Genomic DNA, 16,135 nt, shown 5'->3' on the forward strand with positions numbered 1-16,135 from the left:
CGGGGCGGGCAGTGTCGTGACGAAGGACGTGCCGCCGAACGTGATCGCCGCAGGCGTTCCCTGTCGGGTAATCCGCTCAATTACGGAAGCTGATCGGACCGGCTTCAAGTCTGCTTAGGGTCGTTGGCCGACGCCGCTGCACGCTCCCAATACGCTGGCCAGGCCGGCCGAACGCAATACAGAAAGCTCGGGCCGCTTGTCGGGGTTCACGCCCGCCGGCACCACCGTTCCCCCCGACGACAATCTCCCGGACTGGAAGGCCTCGGGCCGAAGTCCGGACGACCCCGGATCGTCTGCTTCATCGAGCGGCACCCGCAGGCAGTCCGCTGCGGAGCGGGTCGGGCGTACGAGAGCGGACCGAGGGGCGGGCATTAACCTTTGTACCTGCCGCCGCCCTCATTCGTTGCCACAGACACCCGATGAATCACTTCGAGCGCGACATTCGTATGATCGAAATGTCGGCGAACACAGCCGAGGTCCGCCCCGCACGTCCGCATGGCTGCGATGTGCTCGCGCGGGCGCTTGCCCCGTTCCGGATCGAGGCCGGCGAGTTGGGCGCTCGGACGTCTGTTCTTGGATCTTTTGCGGCGCGACTGGGTTGAGGACCTTCGACCATGCCTCGCTTCTACTTCGACCATCGTAATGGACCTGATCTCGTCTCTGACGAGGAAGGGATCGATTGCCACGACGCCTGCCAGGCGCGCGATCTGGCCATCCGGGCGCTCGGTGAAGTGGCAAGGGAACGATTGTCCGGGCCGGAGCACCGCGAACTCGCGATCGATGTCTCGGACGAGAGCCGGAATCCCCTGTTCTGCGCCGCTGTTTCCTTTCGGCTGAAGATCATCGGATGAACAGGCCTTCGATGCCCGGCAATCCCGCTTTCGGCGCTTAGACGGCGACCCAAGTGAAAATGACCGGTCTCGTGTAGCCGGCGGGCGGCGGCAGGCGCTCCGCAACATCCTGGAAAGCGTCAGCGGACGGCATCGGCTGCGCCTGCTCGCAGCGAACCTGTCGAACATCCGACGTTAAACGTCAGATCTTTGTTGCCTGCTGCGGCAAGACGTGCCAGCTTTGCCGCAATCACCGCCGCAGAGCGGGTGCTGGGAGGACAGTCATGCACCGGCATGACGCATGCGCGCCGCATGGCTGCGCCCGAATTCCGAAGACCGACGAGGGCGGCCGCTGATGCAGGCGCCGCTCGGCCCGCGCGCCGGCACGAAGCCCGGCAAGATCGGCAAGGTCGTTGCCAATCTCGGCGGCGGCATCGCCAGGGGCGAGTTTCCGCCCGGCGCGCCCCTTCCCCCCGAACACGACCTGGAAGCGCGCTATGGCGCGAGCCGCGGCGTCGTGCGCGAGGCCGTGAAGATCCTCGCCACCAAGGGCCTCGTGACGGTCCGGCCGCGGCACGGCACGCATGTGCTGCCGCGCCGCGACTGGAGCCTGCTGGACCGGGACGTCCTGCAATGGATCCGGGCCGGGGGCATCGACCGCGAGTTGCTCGTCGCCCTCGACGAGACGCGCCGCATCATCGAGCCCGGCGCCGCCGCGCTTGCGGCAGAGCGGGCCGGCCCCGACGACAAGCTCCGCATCCGCCAGGCCTATCACCGGATGGAAGAGACGGTCGGCGACCTGGAGGCCGCCATCGAGGCCGACAAGGCCTTTCACCTCGCGATCCTCCACGCCACGCATAATCCGGTGCTCGCCAGCTTCCGCGCCGGCATCGACGCGATCCTCAGCGCCGTGTTCGACGTCGCGGCCCCCCTGCTCGAGGGCAACCTGCCGAACCACCTCGCCGTGCTGGAGGCGATCGAGCGGGGCGAGCCCGAGACGGCACGCGAGTGGATGAACCGTCTCCTGAACCAGACCCGGGATGCGCTCGCGGCAGGCGAGAGGGACAAGCGAGACGCCGCGGCATGACACGGAAGGCGACCTATCTTCCCGACCTGTTTGCAGGTCGCTCCGTCCTCGTGACGGGCGGCACGAGCGGGATCGGCCTCGCCTGCGCGCGTGCCTTCCGGGATCTCGGCGCGTCCGTCACGGCGACGGGAGCCACGGCGACGGAGCGGGAGCGCGCCGCCGCGGAGGCGGCGAATGCAGGGATCGGCTTCGAGACCCTGGACGTCCGCGATCCGGCCGCGATCGAGGCCGCGATCTCGGCCATGCCGAATGTAGACGTGCTGGTGAACGCGGCCGGCATGATCCGGCGGGATGCGGAGCACGATCCGGAGGTCTTCGCGGACGTCGTCGCCGTCAACCTGACGGGCACGATGCGGGTCGCGTCCGCCGCGAAGGCGAAGCTCGCGGCTTCCGGCGGCTCCGTGGTGAACCTCGCCTCCATGCTGACCTTCTTCGGCGCGCCGCGCGGCCCGGGCTACAGCGCCTCGAAGGGCGGCGTCGGCCAGCTCACCAAGAGCCTCGCGGCGGCCTGGGCCAAGGACGGCATCCGCGTGAACGCGGTCGCGCCCGGCTGGATCGCCACGGCCCTCACCCAGGCCCTGCAGGACGATCCCGAGCGTTCGGCGCCGATCCTCTCCCGCACGCCGATGGGCCGCTGGGGCACGCCCGAGGAGGTGGCCGACGCGGTCGTCTTCCTCGCCTCGCCCGCCGCGCGCTTCGTCACCGGCGCCATCCTCGCCGTCGACGGCGGCTATCTCACGATCTGATCGGAGCACCTCCATGTCCGACGCCCCGGCCAATCCGAAATGGACTCCCTACCGGCATCCGCAGCCCAAGGAATCGCCGCCCGAGCTGATCGTCCCGAACGCGATCCCGACGGACGAGCGCATCTGGGTTCCGGTGGAGGAGAATGTCTGGTTCCGCCCGCTCCTGATGTGCGTGTCGCGCGGCTACTGGATGAACCTCCTGAAGGTGCGGAAGTCCGGCGTGCTGTCGCGCCACCGGCATCCCCTGCCGGTCCACGGCTTCGTGCTGAAGGGCGAGTGGCGCTACCTCGAGCATGATTGGGTCGCGACTGAGGGCGGCTACGTCTACGAGGCGCCCGGCGAGACCCACACGCTCGTCGTCGACCCCCATGTCGAGGAGATGATCACGCTGTTCCAGGTGAACGGCGCGATGATCTATGTCGACCCGGACGGCAATACGACCGGCTACGACGACGTCTTCACCCGTATCGACAAGTGCCGCGCCCACTATTCCACGAACGGCCTGGGCGCCGACTACATCGACCAGTTCATCCGATGAGCGCTCCGGCGAGTTCCATCGCGGCGCGTGCGCCTTTCGCTGGCTCGCCCATCTCGCGGCGGGTCGCCGGCGCGGTGACGTTCCTCCTGCCCCTTCTCTGCCTTTTCCTGCTCTGGCCGGTCGTCACGAACGTGTTCGACGTGAACCCGCGCGTGTTTCCGGGCGTCGGCATGGTCTGGGGTGCGCTGGTCGAGTCGCTGCGGGACGGGAGCCTCTTCGCCCATGTCGGCGCGAGCCTCGGCCGCGTGCTCGTCGGCACGGCGCTCGGCATCCTGGTCGCGGTCCCGCTCGGCATCGCCATGGGCGTCAGCACCGGGATCTCGACCTTCCTGACGCCGCTCTTCCGCTTCTTCTCCGTCCTCGCCGGCATCGCCTGGATCCCGATCGCGACGCTGTGGTTCGGCTACGGGTTCGGGGCGATCACCTTCGTGATCTTCAACGCCGTCTTCTTCATCGTCACCTACAACACGCTGCTCGGCGTCTCCGCCATCCCGATGCGGCTCCGGCATGCCGCCGCCTCGCTGGGCGCGGGCCGCTGGAGCATGCTGACCGAGGTGCTCCTGCCGGGGGCCCTGCCCAACATCGTGACCGGCATCCGCACCGGGCTCGGCTTCGCCTGGCGCGGGCTCATCGCGGCCGAGATGATCGCGACCAATGTCGGGCTCGGCTACATGCTCTTCGTCGCCCGAGACTTCTACCGGACCGAGGTGATCGTGCTCGGCATGATCGTCATCGGCGTCCTTTGGCTCCTCATCGACCGGCTGCTGCTCGCGCCCCTCGAACGCGCCACGATCGAGCGCTGGGGCCTGGTGACCCGCTCATGAACCCCGCCCTGCAAGCCTGGGGCTACTATGCCCGCTGGACCGCGCGCTGGCCCGCCCTCGCCGCGCTCGTGCCCTTCATCCCCGTGGTCGCGCTCTGGTGGCTGGTCGCCTCCCTCCAGGTCTTCCCGCGCGCCTTCTTCCCGGGGCCGGTGGAGGTCGCGAAGGGTTTCGTCGACCTGACCTACAAGGGCATCCTGCCGGCCTACCTGGAGGACTCGATCGGCCGCCTGGCGCTCGGCGCCGCGTTCGGCATGGCGATCGGGATCCCGCTCGGCATCCTGGTCGGCCTGAGCCAGACGGCCTATCGCGCAACCTGGCCGATCATCCTGTTCTTCCAAGCGATCGGCGACATCGCCTGGCTGCCGATCCTCCTGATCTGGTTCGGCTTCGGCATCACGACGATGACCTTCGTCATCGTCTACACGGTGATCTTCCCGGTCGTGTTCAACACCGTGCTCGGCGTGCGCTCCGTCCCGCGCGACCTGCCGCGGGCGGCGCTCAGCCTCGGGGCTCCGCGCTGGCGGGTGCTGACGGAGGTGATCCTGCCCGGCGCGCTGCCGAACATCGTCACCGGCCTGCGCAATGGGCTCGGCTACGGCTGGCGCGCCCTGATCGCGGCCGAGATCATCGTCGGGACGAGCGGCATCGGCTTCATGATGTTCGACGCGCGCCGCGCCGGCTCGGCCATGGAGATCGTGCTCGGCATGATCGTGCTCGGCCTCCTCTGGTACGTGGTCGATGCCTGGATCCTCGCGCCCATCGAGCGGGCGACCGGGCAGCGCTGGGGGCTGGTGCAGCGTGTGTGAGGTCGCTCGCATCGTCCTCCTCTCCCCGCTTGCGGGGAGAGGGCCTGCCCTCGGGCTCGGACCCGAGGGTCGAGCAGCCCGCAGCAGCGGGCGTCCGGGTGAGCGGCAACGGCCTTCGCTCGCAAGCCCCTCATCCGGTTGCGCTGACGCGCAACTCGACTTCTCCCCATCGGCGACGGGGAGAAGGGGAGACAGGCAATGAAGTCCCTCGAGATCCGCAACCTGCAGAAGACCTATTTCGACCCCTATGCGGGCACGAACGTCACGGCCGTTCACGATGTCTCGCTCGATATCCGCGAGGGCGAGTTCGTGTCGGTGGTCGGCCCCTCCGGCTGCGGCAAGACCACGATCCTGAACATGGTGGCGGGATTCCTGCCGGTGACCGGCGGGGAGATCCGCGTCGGCGGCCGCCCCGTGAAGGGGCCGGGCGCCGATCGCGGCGTCGTGTTCCAGTCCTTCGCGCTGTTTCCCTGGAAGACCGTGCTCGACAATGTCGGGTTCGGGCCGAAGATGCGCGGCGTCGCCAAGCCCGAGCGCGACCGGATCGCGCGCGAATACCTGGCGCTCGCAGGGCTCTCGCATGCGGCGGAGCGCTACCCGAACGAGCTCTCCGGCGGCATGCAGCAGCGGGTCGGCGTGGTGCGGGCCCTCGCGAACGACCCCGACGTCCTGCTGATGGACGAGCCCTTCGCCAGCGTCGATGCGCAGACCCGCATGACGCTGCAGGAGGAGCTGACCCGCATCTGGCAGGAGAAGCAGCACACCGTGCTCTTCATCACGCACGATGTCGCCGAGGCGGTGTTCTTGGCGGACCGCGTGGTCGTGCTCTCGAAGGGCCGCGTGCTGCGCGACATCCCGGTCACGCTGTCCCGGCCGAGGGTCTGGGACGAGGTCACGGAACAGGACGAGTTCAAGCGCCTCTCGGCCGAGGTGCTGCAGATGGTCCGCTCGGCATGAAGCTGCTTCGGGCGGTCCTTGCCTCCACGCGGGGCCGCATCATCCTGGCGTTCCTTGCCGTCTATCTCGGCTGGCAGGGCTGGCTGACGCTGGCGGCAACGGGAAAGGTCGCGCCCGAGCTCCGGGAGGGGCGGCCGCGCGTCAACGTCCTGGTGACGCTGTCCTTCCCGCCCGAGCGATTCCACGTGCTCGAGATGCAGCGCTTCGGCCGCGTCTCGGGCACCGAGGACAACTCCGTCGAAGTACGGGGAGTGAAACAAGACGATCTCAACGCCGTCGCCCGCCCCTACTGGGTGCGGCGCGTCGGCCCAATGGAAGAGGGAGGGTAACGGATGAGACGACGCGAGTTTCTGGGGGCATCGGTTGCGGCCGCGGCGCTGGTCGGGGCCGGCGCCGCACGGGCGCAGGAGATGACGAAGATCAAGGCCGGCATGGTCTCGGCGATCGACCAGATCGGCCTGCCGATCGCACTCGAGCGCGGCTTCTTCGAGAAGTACGGGCTCGACGTGGAGATCGCCCGGCCCTACGCGACCGGCGTCGACGCCCTGAACGCCCTGCAGGCCGGCGAGACGCAGATCGTTCAGGTCGGCGTGCCGATGATCGGAGCCGTCCTGCGTGGGATGGATCTCATGGCGCTCGGCAATTTCTCGGGAAGCGCCGCAAAGCTTGGCTCTGATTCGACCATGGCGCTGATCGCGAGCGATGCGTCCGGGATCAAGAAGGGCGACCTTGCCAGCCTGAAAGGCAAGAAGATCGCAACATCCTTCGGGACGATCAACCACCTCTACATCCTGGCGTTGATCGAGAAAGCGGGGCTCACGCCGAACGACGTCACGCTCGTCAACACGCCGCCGCCGGACATGACCGTGGCGCTGCTCTCGAAGGGCGTCGACGCGTTCTCCGCCTGGGACCCGTGGCCGATCGTGGCCGTGAAGGACGTACCCGGCGCGGTCGAGATCATCCGTGGCGGCGAGGTGATTTCGTATATCGGCTTCAACGTCGCGACCCGGGACTGGATCGCGAAGAACGGCGCCACGATCGAAAAATTCCTCGCCGGCGTGTCCGAGGCCGACCAGTGGATGCGGAAGAACCCGAAGCGCGCCGCGCAAGTGGCGACCCGCTGGGTGCCCGGCCTCAAGATCGAGATCGCGGAGGCCGCCATGGAGTTCAACATCCAGCAGGCGGACCGGCGGCTCTCGGCCAATAACTATGCCGGGCTGCACGCCGCCCAGCAGCGGCTGCACCGGCTCGGCTTCCTGAAGGACACCTTCGACGTGAACAAGCACATCGAGCCGAAGCACATCCTGAAGGTGATGGCCGACCATCCGGGGCTCTTCGCCGACCTGCCGCCGATCCCGGAGGCCGCGCAGATCAAGCCGGGCTACGTCTTCAAGGCCTGACGGCAAGTCCCACTTCTCTTAACCGTCTTCCCACTTCGCGGCGGCCCGGCACCACTATGTTGCCGGGCCGCAACGCTTTTCGGATTTGTGCTCTCTCGCAGTCAAACCCCTGTTAACCGGAGTACGGGCATTCGGTAACGATCGTAGCTGCGTAGAGAGAGCGACGGCCGAATGCCATTCGCCTTCACCCCCGCCCAGACCATCCGCCGCGCCATGCGCGGGATCGCCGTTGCGGGAGTGGCCTTGGCGCTCGCTTCCTGCGCTCAGAACACCTCCTCCTACGGCAAGCTCGGGGATGTCAGGCCCCATCCCGGCGTCGAGAAGGCGCACAGGATGCCGGTCCAGGGCATCGACGTCTCCCGCTGGCAGGGCAAGATCGACTGGGCTTCGGTCGCATCCTCGGGCAAGCGCTTCGCCTTCATCAAGGCCACCGAGGGCGGCGACCACATCGATCCGCGCTTCATCGAGAACTGGTACGGCGCGAAGGACGCCGGGATGGTGCGTGGCGCCTATCACTTCATGTTCTGGTGCCGTCCCGCGGCCGACCAGGCCCGCTGGTTCAAGCAGAACGTGCCGAACGACCCCGATGCCCTGCCGCCCGTGCTGGACGTCGAGTGGAACGGCGAGTCGAAGACCTGCCCATACAAGCTCGACAAGGAGACCGCGCTGGGGATGATCCGGCACATGCTCCACGAGATGGAGCGCCACACCGGCAAGCGCCCGATCATCTACACCGATATTCCGTTCCACGAGGATGTCCTCGAGGGCGAACTCCTCGACTATCCGCACTGGATCCGCTCGACGGCCGCGGAGCCGCACCATCGCTACCGCGATCGGAAGTGGACGATGTGGCAGTTCACGACGACCGGCCGCGTCCCCGGCATCAAGGGCGACGTCGACCGCAACGCCTTCTATGGCAGCGAGAAGGACTGGCGAGCCTTCCTGCAGAACGATTGCGATCCGCGCCACACCTGCCCGTCGACGCGTTACGCCTCGAACTGAGCAGGACTCCACAAAGTCATTCGGTCTGAGGGCCCGGGCATTCGCCCGGGCTTTTCGATTCCTGATCAGGCGCGCCTGACATTGATCGGCAGCGGGAACCCGCGGCGGAACTCCGCCAGGTTTTTCTGCAGGGCCGAGTTCATGAAGTACTGGCCGAGCGGGATGTAGGGCACGTCCTCGAAAACCTGTGCCTGTATCTGCCGCGCCAGCTTCTTCTGGCTCTCCAGGTCGGGCGCGTCGAACCACGCGTCGCGCAGCGCCTCGAGCTTCGGCGCCGTCGGCCAGCCGAACCAGGCATCGGCGCCATTGCCGCGCAGCAGAAGATGCCCGGCCGGCGTATTCAGCTCCGTCCCCGACAGAAGGACGATGAGCGCGCTCCAGCCGCCCTGGTCCAAGGGCCGGCGATTGCTCCGGCGCTGCAGCAGCGTGCCCCAGTCGGAAACGGCGTCCTCCACGCCGAGCCCCACCTGGCGCAGGAGATCGACCCCGACGGACATCAGCGCATGCTGGTTCGCGATGTCCGTCGCGTGCAGCGCGACGGTCTTGGCGCCGGCCTTCCCGGCCGCGGCGATCGCCGCCTTGGCGCCGGCGATGTCGCGCGGCCCGGTCAGCGCAGCCAGCCCCTCGTCGTTGGCCAGCGGACTGTCCACCGGGAAGGCTCCGACGCCCGCTCGCCAGTTCTTCTCGTCTCCGGCGACGGCTGCCATGAAATCCTCCTGCGACACGGCTTTCAGGAGGGCGCGCCTCACCGCGACGTCATCGAAGGGGCCGGTCAGCTGGTTGAAGCGCAGGCTCACGTAGAAGCCGCCACGATCGATGCGTTCGAGAGCAATGTTGCGGCTGCGCCCGACCACCTCGTTCAGGTCCGGCGGGACGACCTCCCACCAATCGGCCTCCCCGGCCTGCATCGCGGCGGAGGCCGTGCCGGGGTCGTTGATGACCCGCCACTCGACGCGCTCGAAGTGAGCGAGCTTGGGGCCGGCCAGCATGGACGGCGTCCCCACCGGGGTCGGGACGTATCTGTCGAAGCGCGTATAGACGGTGCGCTCTCCCGGCACCCGCTCGTCAGCCGCGAAGCGATAGGGGCCGGAGCCCACGACCTCCTTGAAGGGCTGGGCGGGATCGGTCGTCGCGAACCGCTCCGGATAGATGAAGCACGGGTAGCCCGAGACCTTGCCGAGCGCGTCCAGCATGAGGCCAAAAGGCCTGTTCAGGCGCATCTCGAAGCGGCGGTCGTCGACCACGCGGATGTCGTCGAGCCGCTTCGACAGGGTCTGGCCATGGGTGTCGCGCGCCAGCCAGCGTTTGATCGACGCGACCGCGTCCCGGGCCCGGATCTTCTCCCCGTCGTGGAAGAGTACTCCCTCGCGCAGGGTGAAGGTCCAACGCCTCCCGTCATCCTCGACCACATGCCCCTCGGCGAGTTGAGGCCGGGGCACGAAGTTCTCGTCCTGCGCGTAGAGCGTGTCCCAGCACATGTGGCCGTGGTTGCGGGTCGGGTAGGCCGTCGTGGCGAGCGGGTCGAGGATCGTCACGTCGGCCTGGGGAATGAAGCGCAGCACCTGCGCGCTTGGCCCTTGCGCGAGCGCCGGAGAGGCGAGCCCCGCCGATGTTGCCGCCGCCCCCGCGATGAACTGCCGTCTGTCCATGGTCGCCCCCCAGCTGCCGCCTGAGTTTTTCACCGCTGCACGCTTCGCGCCAGCGGTTCGATCTTCCTCAAAACGCCCGGCATGACAGGAGCCCTCAGGGTCCTTAAGGAGGGTCGAAACGGGAGAACGCCATGCTGAGGAATGCGCGCGAGTTCGATTTCGATCTTGGCGACACCGCCGACGCGATACGCGAAACCGTCCGCGACTTCGCCTCGGCCGAGATCGCGCCCCGCGCCGACGAGATCGACCGCACCAACACCTTCCCGCGCGATCTCTGGCCCAGGATGGGCGCGCTCGGCCTCCACGGCATCACGGTCGAGGAGGAGTATGGCGGCACCGGGCTCGGCTATCTCGAGCACGTCGTCGCCATGGAGGAGGTCTCCCGTGCCTCGGCCTCGGTCGGCCTGTCGTATGGCGCCCATTCGAACCTCTGCGTGAACCAGCTCCGCCGCAACGGCACCGATGAGCAGAAGCGCAAGTACCTGCCGAAGCTGATCTCGGGCGAGCATGTCGGCTCGCTCGCCATGTCCGAGCCGGGCGCGGGCTCCGACGTCGTCTCGATGAAGACCCGGGCCGAGAAGCGCGGCGACCGCTACGTGCTGAACGGCAACAAGTTCTGGATCACCAACGGACCCGAGGCCGAGACGCTCGTCGTCTATGCCAAGACCGACCCGAATGCCGGCTCCCGCGGCATCACGGCCTTCATCATCGAGCGCGGCATGAAGGGCTTCTCCACCGCGCAGAAGCTCGACAAGCTCGGCATGCGCGGCTCCGATACCTGCGAGCTGGTCTTCGAGGATTGCGAGGTCCCGGAGGAGAACGTGCTCGGCGAGGTCGGCCGCGGCGTGAACGTCCTCATGTCGGGTCTCGACTACGAGCGCGCGGTCCTCGCCGCTGGGCCGCTCGGGATCATGCAGGCCTGCATGGACGTGGTCATGCCCTATGTCCACGAGCGCAAGCAGTTCGGCCAGCCGATCGGCGCCTTCCAGCTCGTGCAGGGCAAGGTCGCCGACATGTACGTGACCATGAATGCCTGCAAGGCCTACGTGTATGCCGTCGCCAAGGCGTGCGACCGGGGCGAGACCACTCGCGAGGACGCCGCCGGAGCGATCCTCTACGCGGCCGAGAAGGCGACCCAATGCGCGCTCGACGCGATTCAGCTTCTCGGCGGCAACGGCTACATCAACGACTATCCCACCGGCCGCCTGCTCCGGGACGCGAAACTCTACGAGATCGGCGCGGGAACGAGCGAGATCCGTCGCATGCTGATCGGGCGCGAGCTGTTCGAGAAGAGCGCTTGAGGGCTCGTCGCCAAGCCAACCAACTGTCGATCGTCACTAAGGAAGATGTCCGTGCTGAAGCTCTGGGGTCGCCTGTCCTCGATCAATGTCCAGAAGGTTGCCTGGTGCCTGGACGAACTCGGCCTTCCCTACGAGAGGGTCGAGGCCGGAGGCCAGCACGGCATCGTCAACATGCCGGAATACCGAGCGCTCAATCCGAACGGGCTGGTCCCGACGATCGAGGACGACGGCTTCGTCCTGTGGGAGTCGAACGCGATCGTCCGCTACCTGGCGGCCAAGCATCCCGGGGCCGGGCTCTGGCCGGAGGACCTGCGCGTTCGGGCCGACGCGGACCGCTGGATGGAGTGGCAATCGGCGACCGCCACGCCTTCCCTGCGTGACGCCTTCTGGGGCCTGATCCGGACACCACCCGAGAAGCGCGACGAGGCGGCGATCCGGACGTCCGTCCGGAAGACGGACGAGAACATGGGCGTCCTCGATAGCTGGCTGGCCGGCCGGACCTATGTGGCGGGCGACACCTTCACGGCGGGCGACATATCGGCCGGCTGCTATGCGCACCGCGTCCTCAACATGCCCATGCAGGTCCGGAAGTGCCCGAATGTCGAGGCGTGGTACGAGCGCCTGAAGCAGCGCCCGGGCGCCCAACAGGTCCTGTCCCTTCCGGTGACCTGATCGGCCATCCGGCCGCGTCTTCTCCCGGGCTGTGCGCTCCGGCACGCCCGGACGACGCGCTCTCGTTCACCTTCGCTCTGACGAGCGGGGATGGCCCGATGGGACTGACGCGATCCGGAAAGCTGCGCGGCGTTCCGACCGGCATCCCCGAGGATGCCCAGAGCCAAGGCGGCGTGAAGCAGCAGAGCATCCGCCGCCAGAACGAGGCGGCCGACGCGCTGGCCTTCGCCCAGTTCAGGGTCGAGCATTCGCCGACGATCGAGCCGCCGGACGGGCTGAAAGCCTCGAAGGATCCGGACTTCCGCATAGAGGGCCGGATCTTCGACTGCTACTCGCCGGTCGCCAGGCATCCCCGAAATCCGATCATCGACTTCGCCGCGATGGGCCCGGCGGAGAAGAAGACGGTCGGAAAGCAGGCGCACCGGCTGCTCGCGCTCTACAGCCTCGCCCGCATCGAGCAACGGGAGAGGAGCACGTTCGACGAGTTCGACGACTCGATCAGCGATACGAGCGGCTACCCGAAATATGCCGCGGCCGTGAAGGACTTCCTGCTTGCCAAGATGCATGTCGAGATCAGGGAGAAGGTGAAGTCGGGCCAGACCCGCAACATCGTGCTCAATCTCGCCGACTCGATCTGCTCCCCCTCCGACGTGCGGGATTTCATCACCCAGATCCCGATCGGCGGCCTCGAATGCGTGCTCGCCATGAAGCCGAAGCCGGGCGCAAAGCCCGTGCAGAGCTTCCAGACCGGCGACGATTCCTATGGCGTGTTCGAACCCGGCGACATGATGATCGAGGAGTTCGAATTCGCCCCGCCCGCGACGCCCGGCGTTCCGTCCGGATCGAGTTCGACGGGCACACCGACCCAGGGCGCGGCTGGGCCGCCTTCGGCAGCATCGAGCGCGAGCCCGGCACCTTCGGGCGGAGCGGGCTCCTCCGGCGGAAGCGCGCCTCAATAGGCGCGGTCACTCACCGGCCTCTCTGTCGCGGCGGCTTCCGCGGGGCCGAAAGACCCGTATCCGGCGACGAGTTGGGGTGTCCCGCGCTCATCGCGGCTGTTGACGCGCCCGCCCTGAACGATCATCGCTCGGCGGCGACAAGCGGATCCCACCATGCCCCAGGCACCTCTCGTGATGGCGAACGGCGCCGCCATCCCGGCAATCGGCTTCGGCAGCTGGACCCTCGCCGACGAGGCCTGCATCGAAGCCGTCGGCTGGGCCTTCGAGGGCGGCTACCGCCATATCGACACCGCCCGCATGTATGGGAACGAGGCGGCGGTCGGGGAGGCGATAAGGGCGAGCGGCCTGCCCCGGGACGAGATCTTCGTCACGACGAAGGTCTGGTGGACCGACATCGCGCCGGGCGACCTGGAGCGTTCGGCCGAAGGCAGCCTCGAGCGGCTCGGCCTTTCCGAAGTCGACCTTCTTCTCATCCACTGGCCGAACCCGGCGGTGCCGCTCGCCGACTCGACGGCCGCGCTCTGCCGCGTGAAGGCCCGCGGCCTTGCCCGCCATGTGGGGGTCTCGAACTATCCTTCCGCCATGCTGGACGAGGCCGTCAGGCTCGCGACCGAGCCGCTGGTCTGCAACCAGGTCGAATACCATCCCTATCTCGACCAGGGCGCCGTGAAGCAGGCATGCGAGCGGCATGGGATGGCGATGACCGCCTATTCCCCGCTCGGCCGCTCGGCCCTCCTGGACGACAGCACCCTCAAGGCCATTGCAGCGGCGCATGGCCGCTCGGTCTCCCAGATCGTGCTGCGCTGGCACGTCCAGCAGCCGGGAATCGTGGCCATTCCCCGTTCGCGGAGCCGCGAGCACATCCGGCAGAACGTGGACGTCTTCGACTTCACCCTCTCCGCGGAGGAGATGGCTAGGATCTCGGCCCTGTCCCGCCCCGATGGCAGGGTCGTCGAGCCCGATTTCGCCCCGACCTGGGACAAAGGCTGACCAAGGAAAACTCCGAAATGACGATCGACAAGGCGATTTTGGAGGCGCTTCGCGCCACCTCCACCGGCACCATCCACACGGTGCTGCTGAAGAAGGGCGTCCGGCGCACCTGGATGCAGGGCCCTCGGCCGACCTTCCATGCCGGGGAGCGGCTCGTCGGCCCGGCCTTCACGCTCCGCTTCGTGCCGGCCCGCGAGGACCTCGCGACGCCCGAATCCTGGTCTTCCCCGATCTCCACGCGGGCCGCGATCGAGGCAATGCCGGAAGGCTGCATCGCGGTGATCGACGCGATGGGCGTGCCCGGTGCGGGCGTGTTCGGCGACATCCTGTGCGCCCGGATGAAGAAGCGCGGCGTGCAGGCGCTGGTGACGGACGGCGTGATGCGGGACGGCGTCGGCTGCGAAGCGACGGGCCTGCCGATCTGGTGCTCCGGCATCGCGGCGCCCTCCTCCGTCACGGGCCTGACCTTCGTGGGCTGGAACGAGCCGATCGGCTGCGGCGGCGTCGCGGTGTTCCCGAACGACATCGTCGTGGCGGACGGCGACGGCGCGGTCGTCATCCCGGCAGCCCTGGTGGAGGACGTCGCAAAGGCGGGTCCCGACCAGGAGCTCGTGGAGATGTGGATCATGAAGGAGGTCGAGCGCGGCGTGCCGCTGCCCGGCCTCTACCCCATGAATGCGGAGACCCGCGCCCGCTTCGAAGCCGAGATGAAGAAGGGCTGAGCCCGCCCGGCTCCGTGCGGCCGGCTCAGCCGAAGGCCGGCCGCGACGGAAGCCCCATCCGCTTGAGCGCCATCACCACCGGGCACATCCCGGTGAAGGATGCCTGGATGAGATGGGCCCCCATCAGGCCCGTCAGCCAGAGCCAGTTGATGTTCTGGTACACGGCAAGAAGAACCGAGCCGAGAACCACGATCCCGACCACAAGGAGGATGCTGCGCTCGATGGTCATTGTGCTGCCCTCTGAGGGGATGGCAGCTTCATGATCTCGCGCTGCGGGTGCCGCATCAAGAGCGCAGCCCGGCCGCCGCTCCCGCCGCCACTCGCCAGCGCATGATGCGGGTCGTCCGCAGCAGCCCGTGCCGGGTCCACGGATCGGCCGCGACCTCCCGCTCAGCCTCCGCCTCGCTTGCTGCCCGCACGAGGAGCATCACCTCCCGCGTCCCCTCGAAGGGACCTCCGGCTTCCAGCACGCCACGTTCGGCGAGGGCGGCCAGGCAGGCCCTGTGCGCATCCCAATGCGCCTGGCCGCTCGCCGGCACGGAAATGTCCCACGCCTCCGCCCTTTCGCGGAAGACGGCGAAGAGCTGGCTCATTCCTCCTCTCCGCCCGGCGTGCCGGCATCCGGCCCGGAGATGCGGTAGACGCCCCTGAAATCGTCCGGATCGACCGGGCGGCCCTTGCGGCGGATCACGATCCGCCCCTCCTTCATGAGCCGCACGGCGACCTGCCGGACGGGTCCCATCAGCCGGCTCCACTCGTCCGGCTTGCTGCCCGCGATGGCGCGGGCGGCCTCCGACGGGCAGATCGTCTTGCCCGCCCCCCTCTCCTCGACAAGGGCAAGGATCGTCTCCTCGATCCGCTCCGGTGCAACCTTCATCATCGTCCTCTCACGGCGCCGGCGGCCAGGGGCCGCGGCTCAGCGCGGCGAGCGCATCCGAGGCGAATTGCCGGCGCCACATCACGAACAGCACGGCCGCGGTCGCGGCGATGAGCACATAGGCCGATACGAACCAGCCGAGATAGGCCAGCGCGAAGAAGAAGGCCCGCTGCCCGCGGTTGAAATGCCGGCCCGCCACCGTGTTCATGGAGGCGGCCCGCCATGCGGCGAGCTCCGTCTCCTCCTTCGTGGCCGACCCGGGATTCGGCACCGCCCCGATCAGGATCGCGCCGTAATTGAACAGCCGGTACGACCAGCCGAACTTGAAGAAGGCATAGACGAAGATGACCGTCAGCCCGATCACTTTCACCTCCCAGGCGAGCCGCGTCGTCGCGAAGCCCAGCGGCATCTCGGCGAAGATCGTCAGCACCTCGTCCGTCGAGCGCAGGAGGGTGAGCGAGCCGCCGATCGCCAGGAGCGAGGTGGAGGCGAAGAAGGCCGTGCCGTTCTGCAGGCTGGCATTGATGTTGGCGTCGATGATGCGGTTGTCCCGCTCCTGGAGGCCGCGCATCCAGTGGTAGCGATGCGCATTCATGACCCGGTTCAGGCTGCGCCGCCCGGCCTCGCTCCGCTCGACCGCGACGTAATAGGCGAGCCATGCCGCCACGAAGAAGGCGAGCCCGCAGTAATCCGCCACCGTGAAAGCCGCGACCGGCATGTCCCTCGCCCGTTGACCTGATCCAGCAGCGGAGCGCTAATCCGCGCCGGGAGGAAT

The 16,135-nt window shown here is 68.0% G+C and carries 20 protein-coding genes and 1 pseudogene; 16 read left to right on the top strand and 5 right to left on the bottom strand.

Annotated features, from left to right (window positions below; genetic code table 11):
• The 11 genes and pseudogenes from ACO2SS_RS20900 to ACO2SS_RS20950 form a co-directional block, all read left to right on the top strand.
• Positions 1–118 (top strand): annotated as a pseudogene (locus ACO2SS_RS20900) (sugar O-acetyltransferase); the annotation flags it as partial.
• Positions 119–614: 496 nt separating this feature from the next.
• Positions 615–851, top strand: coding sequence for a DUF6894 family protein (locus tag ACO2SS_RS20905; protein WP_423279756.1), 237 nt, complete (start codon positions 615–617; stop codon positions 849–851).
• A gap of 334 nt (positions 852–1,185) precedes the next feature.
• Positions 1,186–1,917, top strand: a complete 732-nt coding sequence (locus ACO2SS_RS20910) for a FadR/GntR family transcriptional regulator (protein WP_423279757.1) — start codon at positions 1,186–1,188, stop codon at positions 1,915–1,917.
• Positions 1,914–2,663 (top strand): SDR family NAD(P)-dependent oxidoreductase, encoded by a 750-nt coding sequence (locus tag ACO2SS_RS20915; RefSeq protein WP_423279758.1) that lies wholly within the window; start codon positions 1,914–1,916, stop codon positions 2,661–2,663. The genes ACO2SS_RS20910 and ACO2SS_RS20915 overlap by 4 nt, the downstream gene beginning before the upstream one ends.
• Before the next feature lie 13 nt (positions 2,664–2,676).
• The gene (locus ACO2SS_RS20920; RefSeq protein WP_423279759.1) at positions 2,677–3,201 is read left to right on the top strand and encodes a 2,4'-dihydroxyacetophenone dioxygenase family protein; all 525 of its coding nucleotides are present in this window, start codon (positions 2,677–2,679) and stop codon (positions 3,199–3,201) included.
• On the top strand, positions 3,198–4,025 hold the full coding sequence (locus ACO2SS_RS20925) for an ABC transporter permease (protein ID WP_423279760.1): 828 nt from the start codon (positions 3,198–3,200) through the stop codon (positions 4,023–4,025). Before ACO2SS_RS20920 ends, ACO2SS_RS20925 begins: the two co-directional genes overlap by 4 nt.
• Entirely contained in the window at positions 4,022–4,831 is an 810-nt protein-coding gene (locus tag ACO2SS_RS20930) for an ABC transporter permease (protein WP_423279761.1), read from the top strand. Before ACO2SS_RS20925 ends, ACO2SS_RS20930 begins: the two co-directional genes overlap by 4 nt.
• 198 nt (positions 4,832–5,029) lie before the next feature.
• The gene (locus ACO2SS_RS20935; RefSeq protein WP_423279762.1) at positions 5,030–5,788 is read left to right on the top strand and encodes an ABC transporter ATP-binding protein; all 759 of its coding nucleotides are present in this window, start codon (positions 5,030–5,032) and stop codon (positions 5,786–5,788) included.
• Complete coding sequence (locus tag ACO2SS_RS20940) at positions 5,785–6,117, top strand: hypothetical protein (RefSeq protein ID WP_423279763.1); 333 nt, start codon at positions 5,785–5,787, stop codon at positions 6,115–6,117. The genes ACO2SS_RS20935 and ACO2SS_RS20940 overlap by 4 nt, the downstream gene beginning before the upstream one ends.
• 3 nt (positions 6,118–6,120) lie before the next feature.
• Positions 6,121–7,188 carry an ABC transporter substrate-binding protein gene (locus ACO2SS_RS20945; RefSeq protein WP_423279764.1) on the top strand — a complete coding sequence of 356 codons (1,068 nt, stop codon included), beginning with the start codon at positions 6,121–6,123 and terminating at the stop codon, positions 7,186–7,188.
• Between the two features lie 213 nt (positions 7,189–7,401).
• The gene (locus tag ACO2SS_RS20950) at positions 7,402–8,190 is read left to right on the top strand and encodes a GH25 family lysozyme (protein ID WP_423279893.1); all 789 of its coding nucleotides are present in this window, start codon (positions 7,402–7,404) and stop codon (positions 8,188–8,190) included.
• Positions 8,191–8,255: 65 nt separating this feature from the next.
• Here the strand turns inward: ACO2SS_RS20950 and ACO2SS_RS20955 are convergent, their stop codons facing one another.
• Positions 8,256–9,839: an ABC transporter substrate-binding protein gene (locus tag ACO2SS_RS20955; RefSeq protein WP_423279765.1), complete on the bottom strand. Its 1,584-nt coding sequence runs from the start codon at positions 9,837–9,839 to the stop codon at positions 8,256–8,258.
• Between the two features lie 131 nt (positions 9,840–9,970).
• Between ACO2SS_RS20955 and ACO2SS_RS20960 the strand changes: the two genes are divergently transcribed.
• The 5 genes from ACO2SS_RS20960 (at position 9,971) to ACO2SS_RS20980 (ending at position 14,483) form a co-directional block, all read left to right on the top strand.
• A complete protein-coding gene (locus ACO2SS_RS20960; RefSeq protein WP_423279766.1) occupies positions 9,971–11,140 on the top strand; it encodes an isovaleryl-CoA dehydrogenase in 1,170 nt (389 codons plus the stop codon).
• Between the two features lie 45 nt (positions 11,141–11,185).
• On the top strand, positions 11,186–11,812 hold the full coding sequence (locus ACO2SS_RS20965) for a glutathione S-transferase family protein (protein WP_423279767.1): 627 nt from the start codon (positions 11,186–11,188) through the stop codon (positions 11,810–11,812).
• Positions 11,813–11,910: 98 nt separating this feature from the next.
• Positions 11,911–12,771, top strand: coding sequence for a hypothetical protein (locus ACO2SS_RS20970; RefSeq protein WP_423279768.1), 861 nt, complete (start codon positions 11,911–11,913; stop codon positions 12,769–12,771).
• A gap of 153 nt (positions 12,772–12,924) precedes the next feature.
• On the top strand, positions 12,925–13,761 hold the full coding sequence (locus ACO2SS_RS20975) for an aldo/keto reductase (RefSeq protein WP_423279769.1): 837 nt from the start codon (positions 12,925–12,927) through the stop codon (positions 13,759–13,761).
• Positions 13,762–13,778: 17 nt separating this feature from the next.
• Positions 13,779–14,483, top strand: coding sequence for a ribonuclease activity regulator RraA (locus tag ACO2SS_RS20980; RefSeq protein ID WP_423279770.1), 705 nt, complete (start codon positions 13,779–13,781; stop codon positions 14,481–14,483).
• A gap of 25 nt (positions 14,484–14,508) precedes the next feature.
• Here ACO2SS_RS20980 and ACO2SS_RS20985 read toward each other — a convergent pair whose 3' ends face one another.
• The 4 genes from ACO2SS_RS20985 to ACO2SS_RS21000 are packed head-to-tail and all read right to left on the bottom strand — an operon-like array spanning position 14,509 to position 16,078.
• Entirely contained in the window at positions 14,509–14,712 is a 204-nt protein-coding gene (locus ACO2SS_RS20985) for a YgaP family membrane protein (protein WP_423279771.1), read from the bottom strand.
• Between the two features lie 55 nt (positions 14,713–14,767).
• Entirely contained in the window at positions 14,768–15,076 is a 309-nt protein-coding gene (locus tag ACO2SS_RS20990; RefSeq protein WP_423279772.1) for a YciI family protein, read from the bottom strand.
• Positions 15,073–15,363, bottom strand: a complete 291-nt coding sequence (locus ACO2SS_RS20995; RefSeq protein ID WP_423279773.1) for a DUF3253 domain-containing protein — start codon at positions 15,361–15,363, stop codon at positions 15,073–15,075. Before ACO2SS_RS20995 ends, ACO2SS_RS20990 begins: the two co-directional genes overlap by 4 nt.
• 7 nt (positions 15,364–15,370) lie before the next feature.
• A complete protein-coding gene (locus ACO2SS_RS21000) occupies positions 15,371–16,078 on the bottom strand; it encodes a DUF599 domain-containing protein (RefSeq protein WP_423279774.1) in 708 nt (235 codons plus the stop codon).
• Between the last annotated feature and the right edge of the window lie 57 nt (positions 16,079–16,135).

This window comes from Enterovirga sp. CN4-39 (assembly GCF_049446235.1).
GTDB lineage: Bacteria > Pseudomonadota > Alphaproteobacteria > Rhizobiales > Beijerinckiaceae > Enterovirga.

Bases quoted from the DNA above. Each gene is read 5' to 3' on its own strand.
- ACO2SS_RS20905 (WP_423279756.1), top strand. From the start codon at position 615: ATGCCTCGCTTCTACTTCGACCATCGTAATGGACCTGATCTCGTCTCT.
- ACO2SS_RS20910 (WP_423279757.1), top strand. From the start codon at position 1,186: ATGCAGGCGCCGCTCGGCCCGCGCGCCGGCACGAAGCCCGGCAAGATC.
- ACO2SS_RS20915 (WP_423279758.1), top strand. From the start codon at position 1,914: ATGACACGGAAGGCGACCTATCTTCCCGACCTGTTTGCAGGTCGCTCC.
- ACO2SS_RS20920 (WP_423279759.1), top strand. From the start codon at position 2,677: ATGTCCGACGCCCCGGCCAATCCGAAATGGACTCCCTACCGGCATCCG.
- ACO2SS_RS20925 (WP_423279760.1), top strand. From the start codon at position 3,198: ATGAGCGCTCCGGCGAGTTCCATCGCGGCGCGTGCGCCTTTCGCTGGC.
- ACO2SS_RS20930 (WP_423279761.1), top strand. From the start codon at position 4,022: ATGAACCCCGCCCTGCAAGCCTGGGGCTACTATGCCCGCTGGACCGCG.
- ACO2SS_RS20935 (WP_423279762.1), top strand. From the start codon at position 5,030: ATGAAGTCCCTCGAGATCCGCAACCTGCAGAAGACCTATTTCGACCCC.
- ACO2SS_RS20940 (WP_423279763.1), top strand. From the start codon at position 5,785: ATGAAGCTGCTTCGGGCGGTCCTTGCCTCCACGCGGGGCCGCATCATC.
- ACO2SS_RS20945 (WP_423279764.1), top strand. From the start codon at position 6,121: ATGAGACGACGCGAGTTTCTGGGGGCATCGGTTGCGGCCGCGGCGCTG.
- ACO2SS_RS20950 (WP_423279893.1), top strand. From the start codon at position 7,402: ATGCGCGGGATCGCCGTTGCGGGAGTGGCCTTGGCGCTCGCTTCCTGC.
- ACO2SS_RS20955 (WP_423279765.1), bottom strand. From the start codon at position 9,839: ATGGACAGACGGCAGTTCATCGCGGGGGCGGCGGCAACATCGGCGGGG.
- ACO2SS_RS20960 (WP_423279766.1), top strand. From the start codon at position 9,971: ATGCTGAGGAATGCGCGCGAGTTCGATTTCGATCTTGGCGACACCGCC.
- ACO2SS_RS20965 (WP_423279767.1), top strand. From the start codon at position 11,186: ATGTCCGTGCTGAAGCTCTGGGGTCGCCTGTCCTCGATCAATGTCCAG.
- ACO2SS_RS20970 (WP_423279768.1), top strand. From the start codon at position 11,911: ATGGGACTGACGCGATCCGGAAAGCTGCGCGGCGTTCCGACCGGCATC.
- ACO2SS_RS20975 (WP_423279769.1), top strand. From the start codon at position 12,925: ATGCCCCAGGCACCTCTCGTGATGGCGAACGGCGCCGCCATCCCGGCA.
- ACO2SS_RS20980 (WP_423279770.1), top strand. From the start codon at position 13,779: ATGACGATCGACAAGGCGATTTTGGAGGCGCTTCGCGCCACCTCCACC.
- ACO2SS_RS20985 (WP_423279771.1), bottom strand. From the start codon at position 14,712: ATGACCATCGAGCGCAGCATCCTCCTTGTGGTCGGGATCGTGGTTCTC.
- ACO2SS_RS20990 (WP_423279772.1), bottom strand. From the start codon at position 15,076: ATGAGCCAGCTCTTCGCCGTCTTCCGCGAAAGGGCGGAGGCGTGGGAC.
- ACO2SS_RS20995 (WP_423279773.1), bottom strand. From the start codon at position 15,363: ATGATGAAGGTTGCACCGGAGCGGATCGAGGAGACGATCCTTGCCCTT.
- ACO2SS_RS21000 (WP_423279774.1), bottom strand. From the start codon at position 16,078: ATGCCGGTCGCGGCTTTCACGGTGGCGGATTACTGCGGGCTCGCCTTC.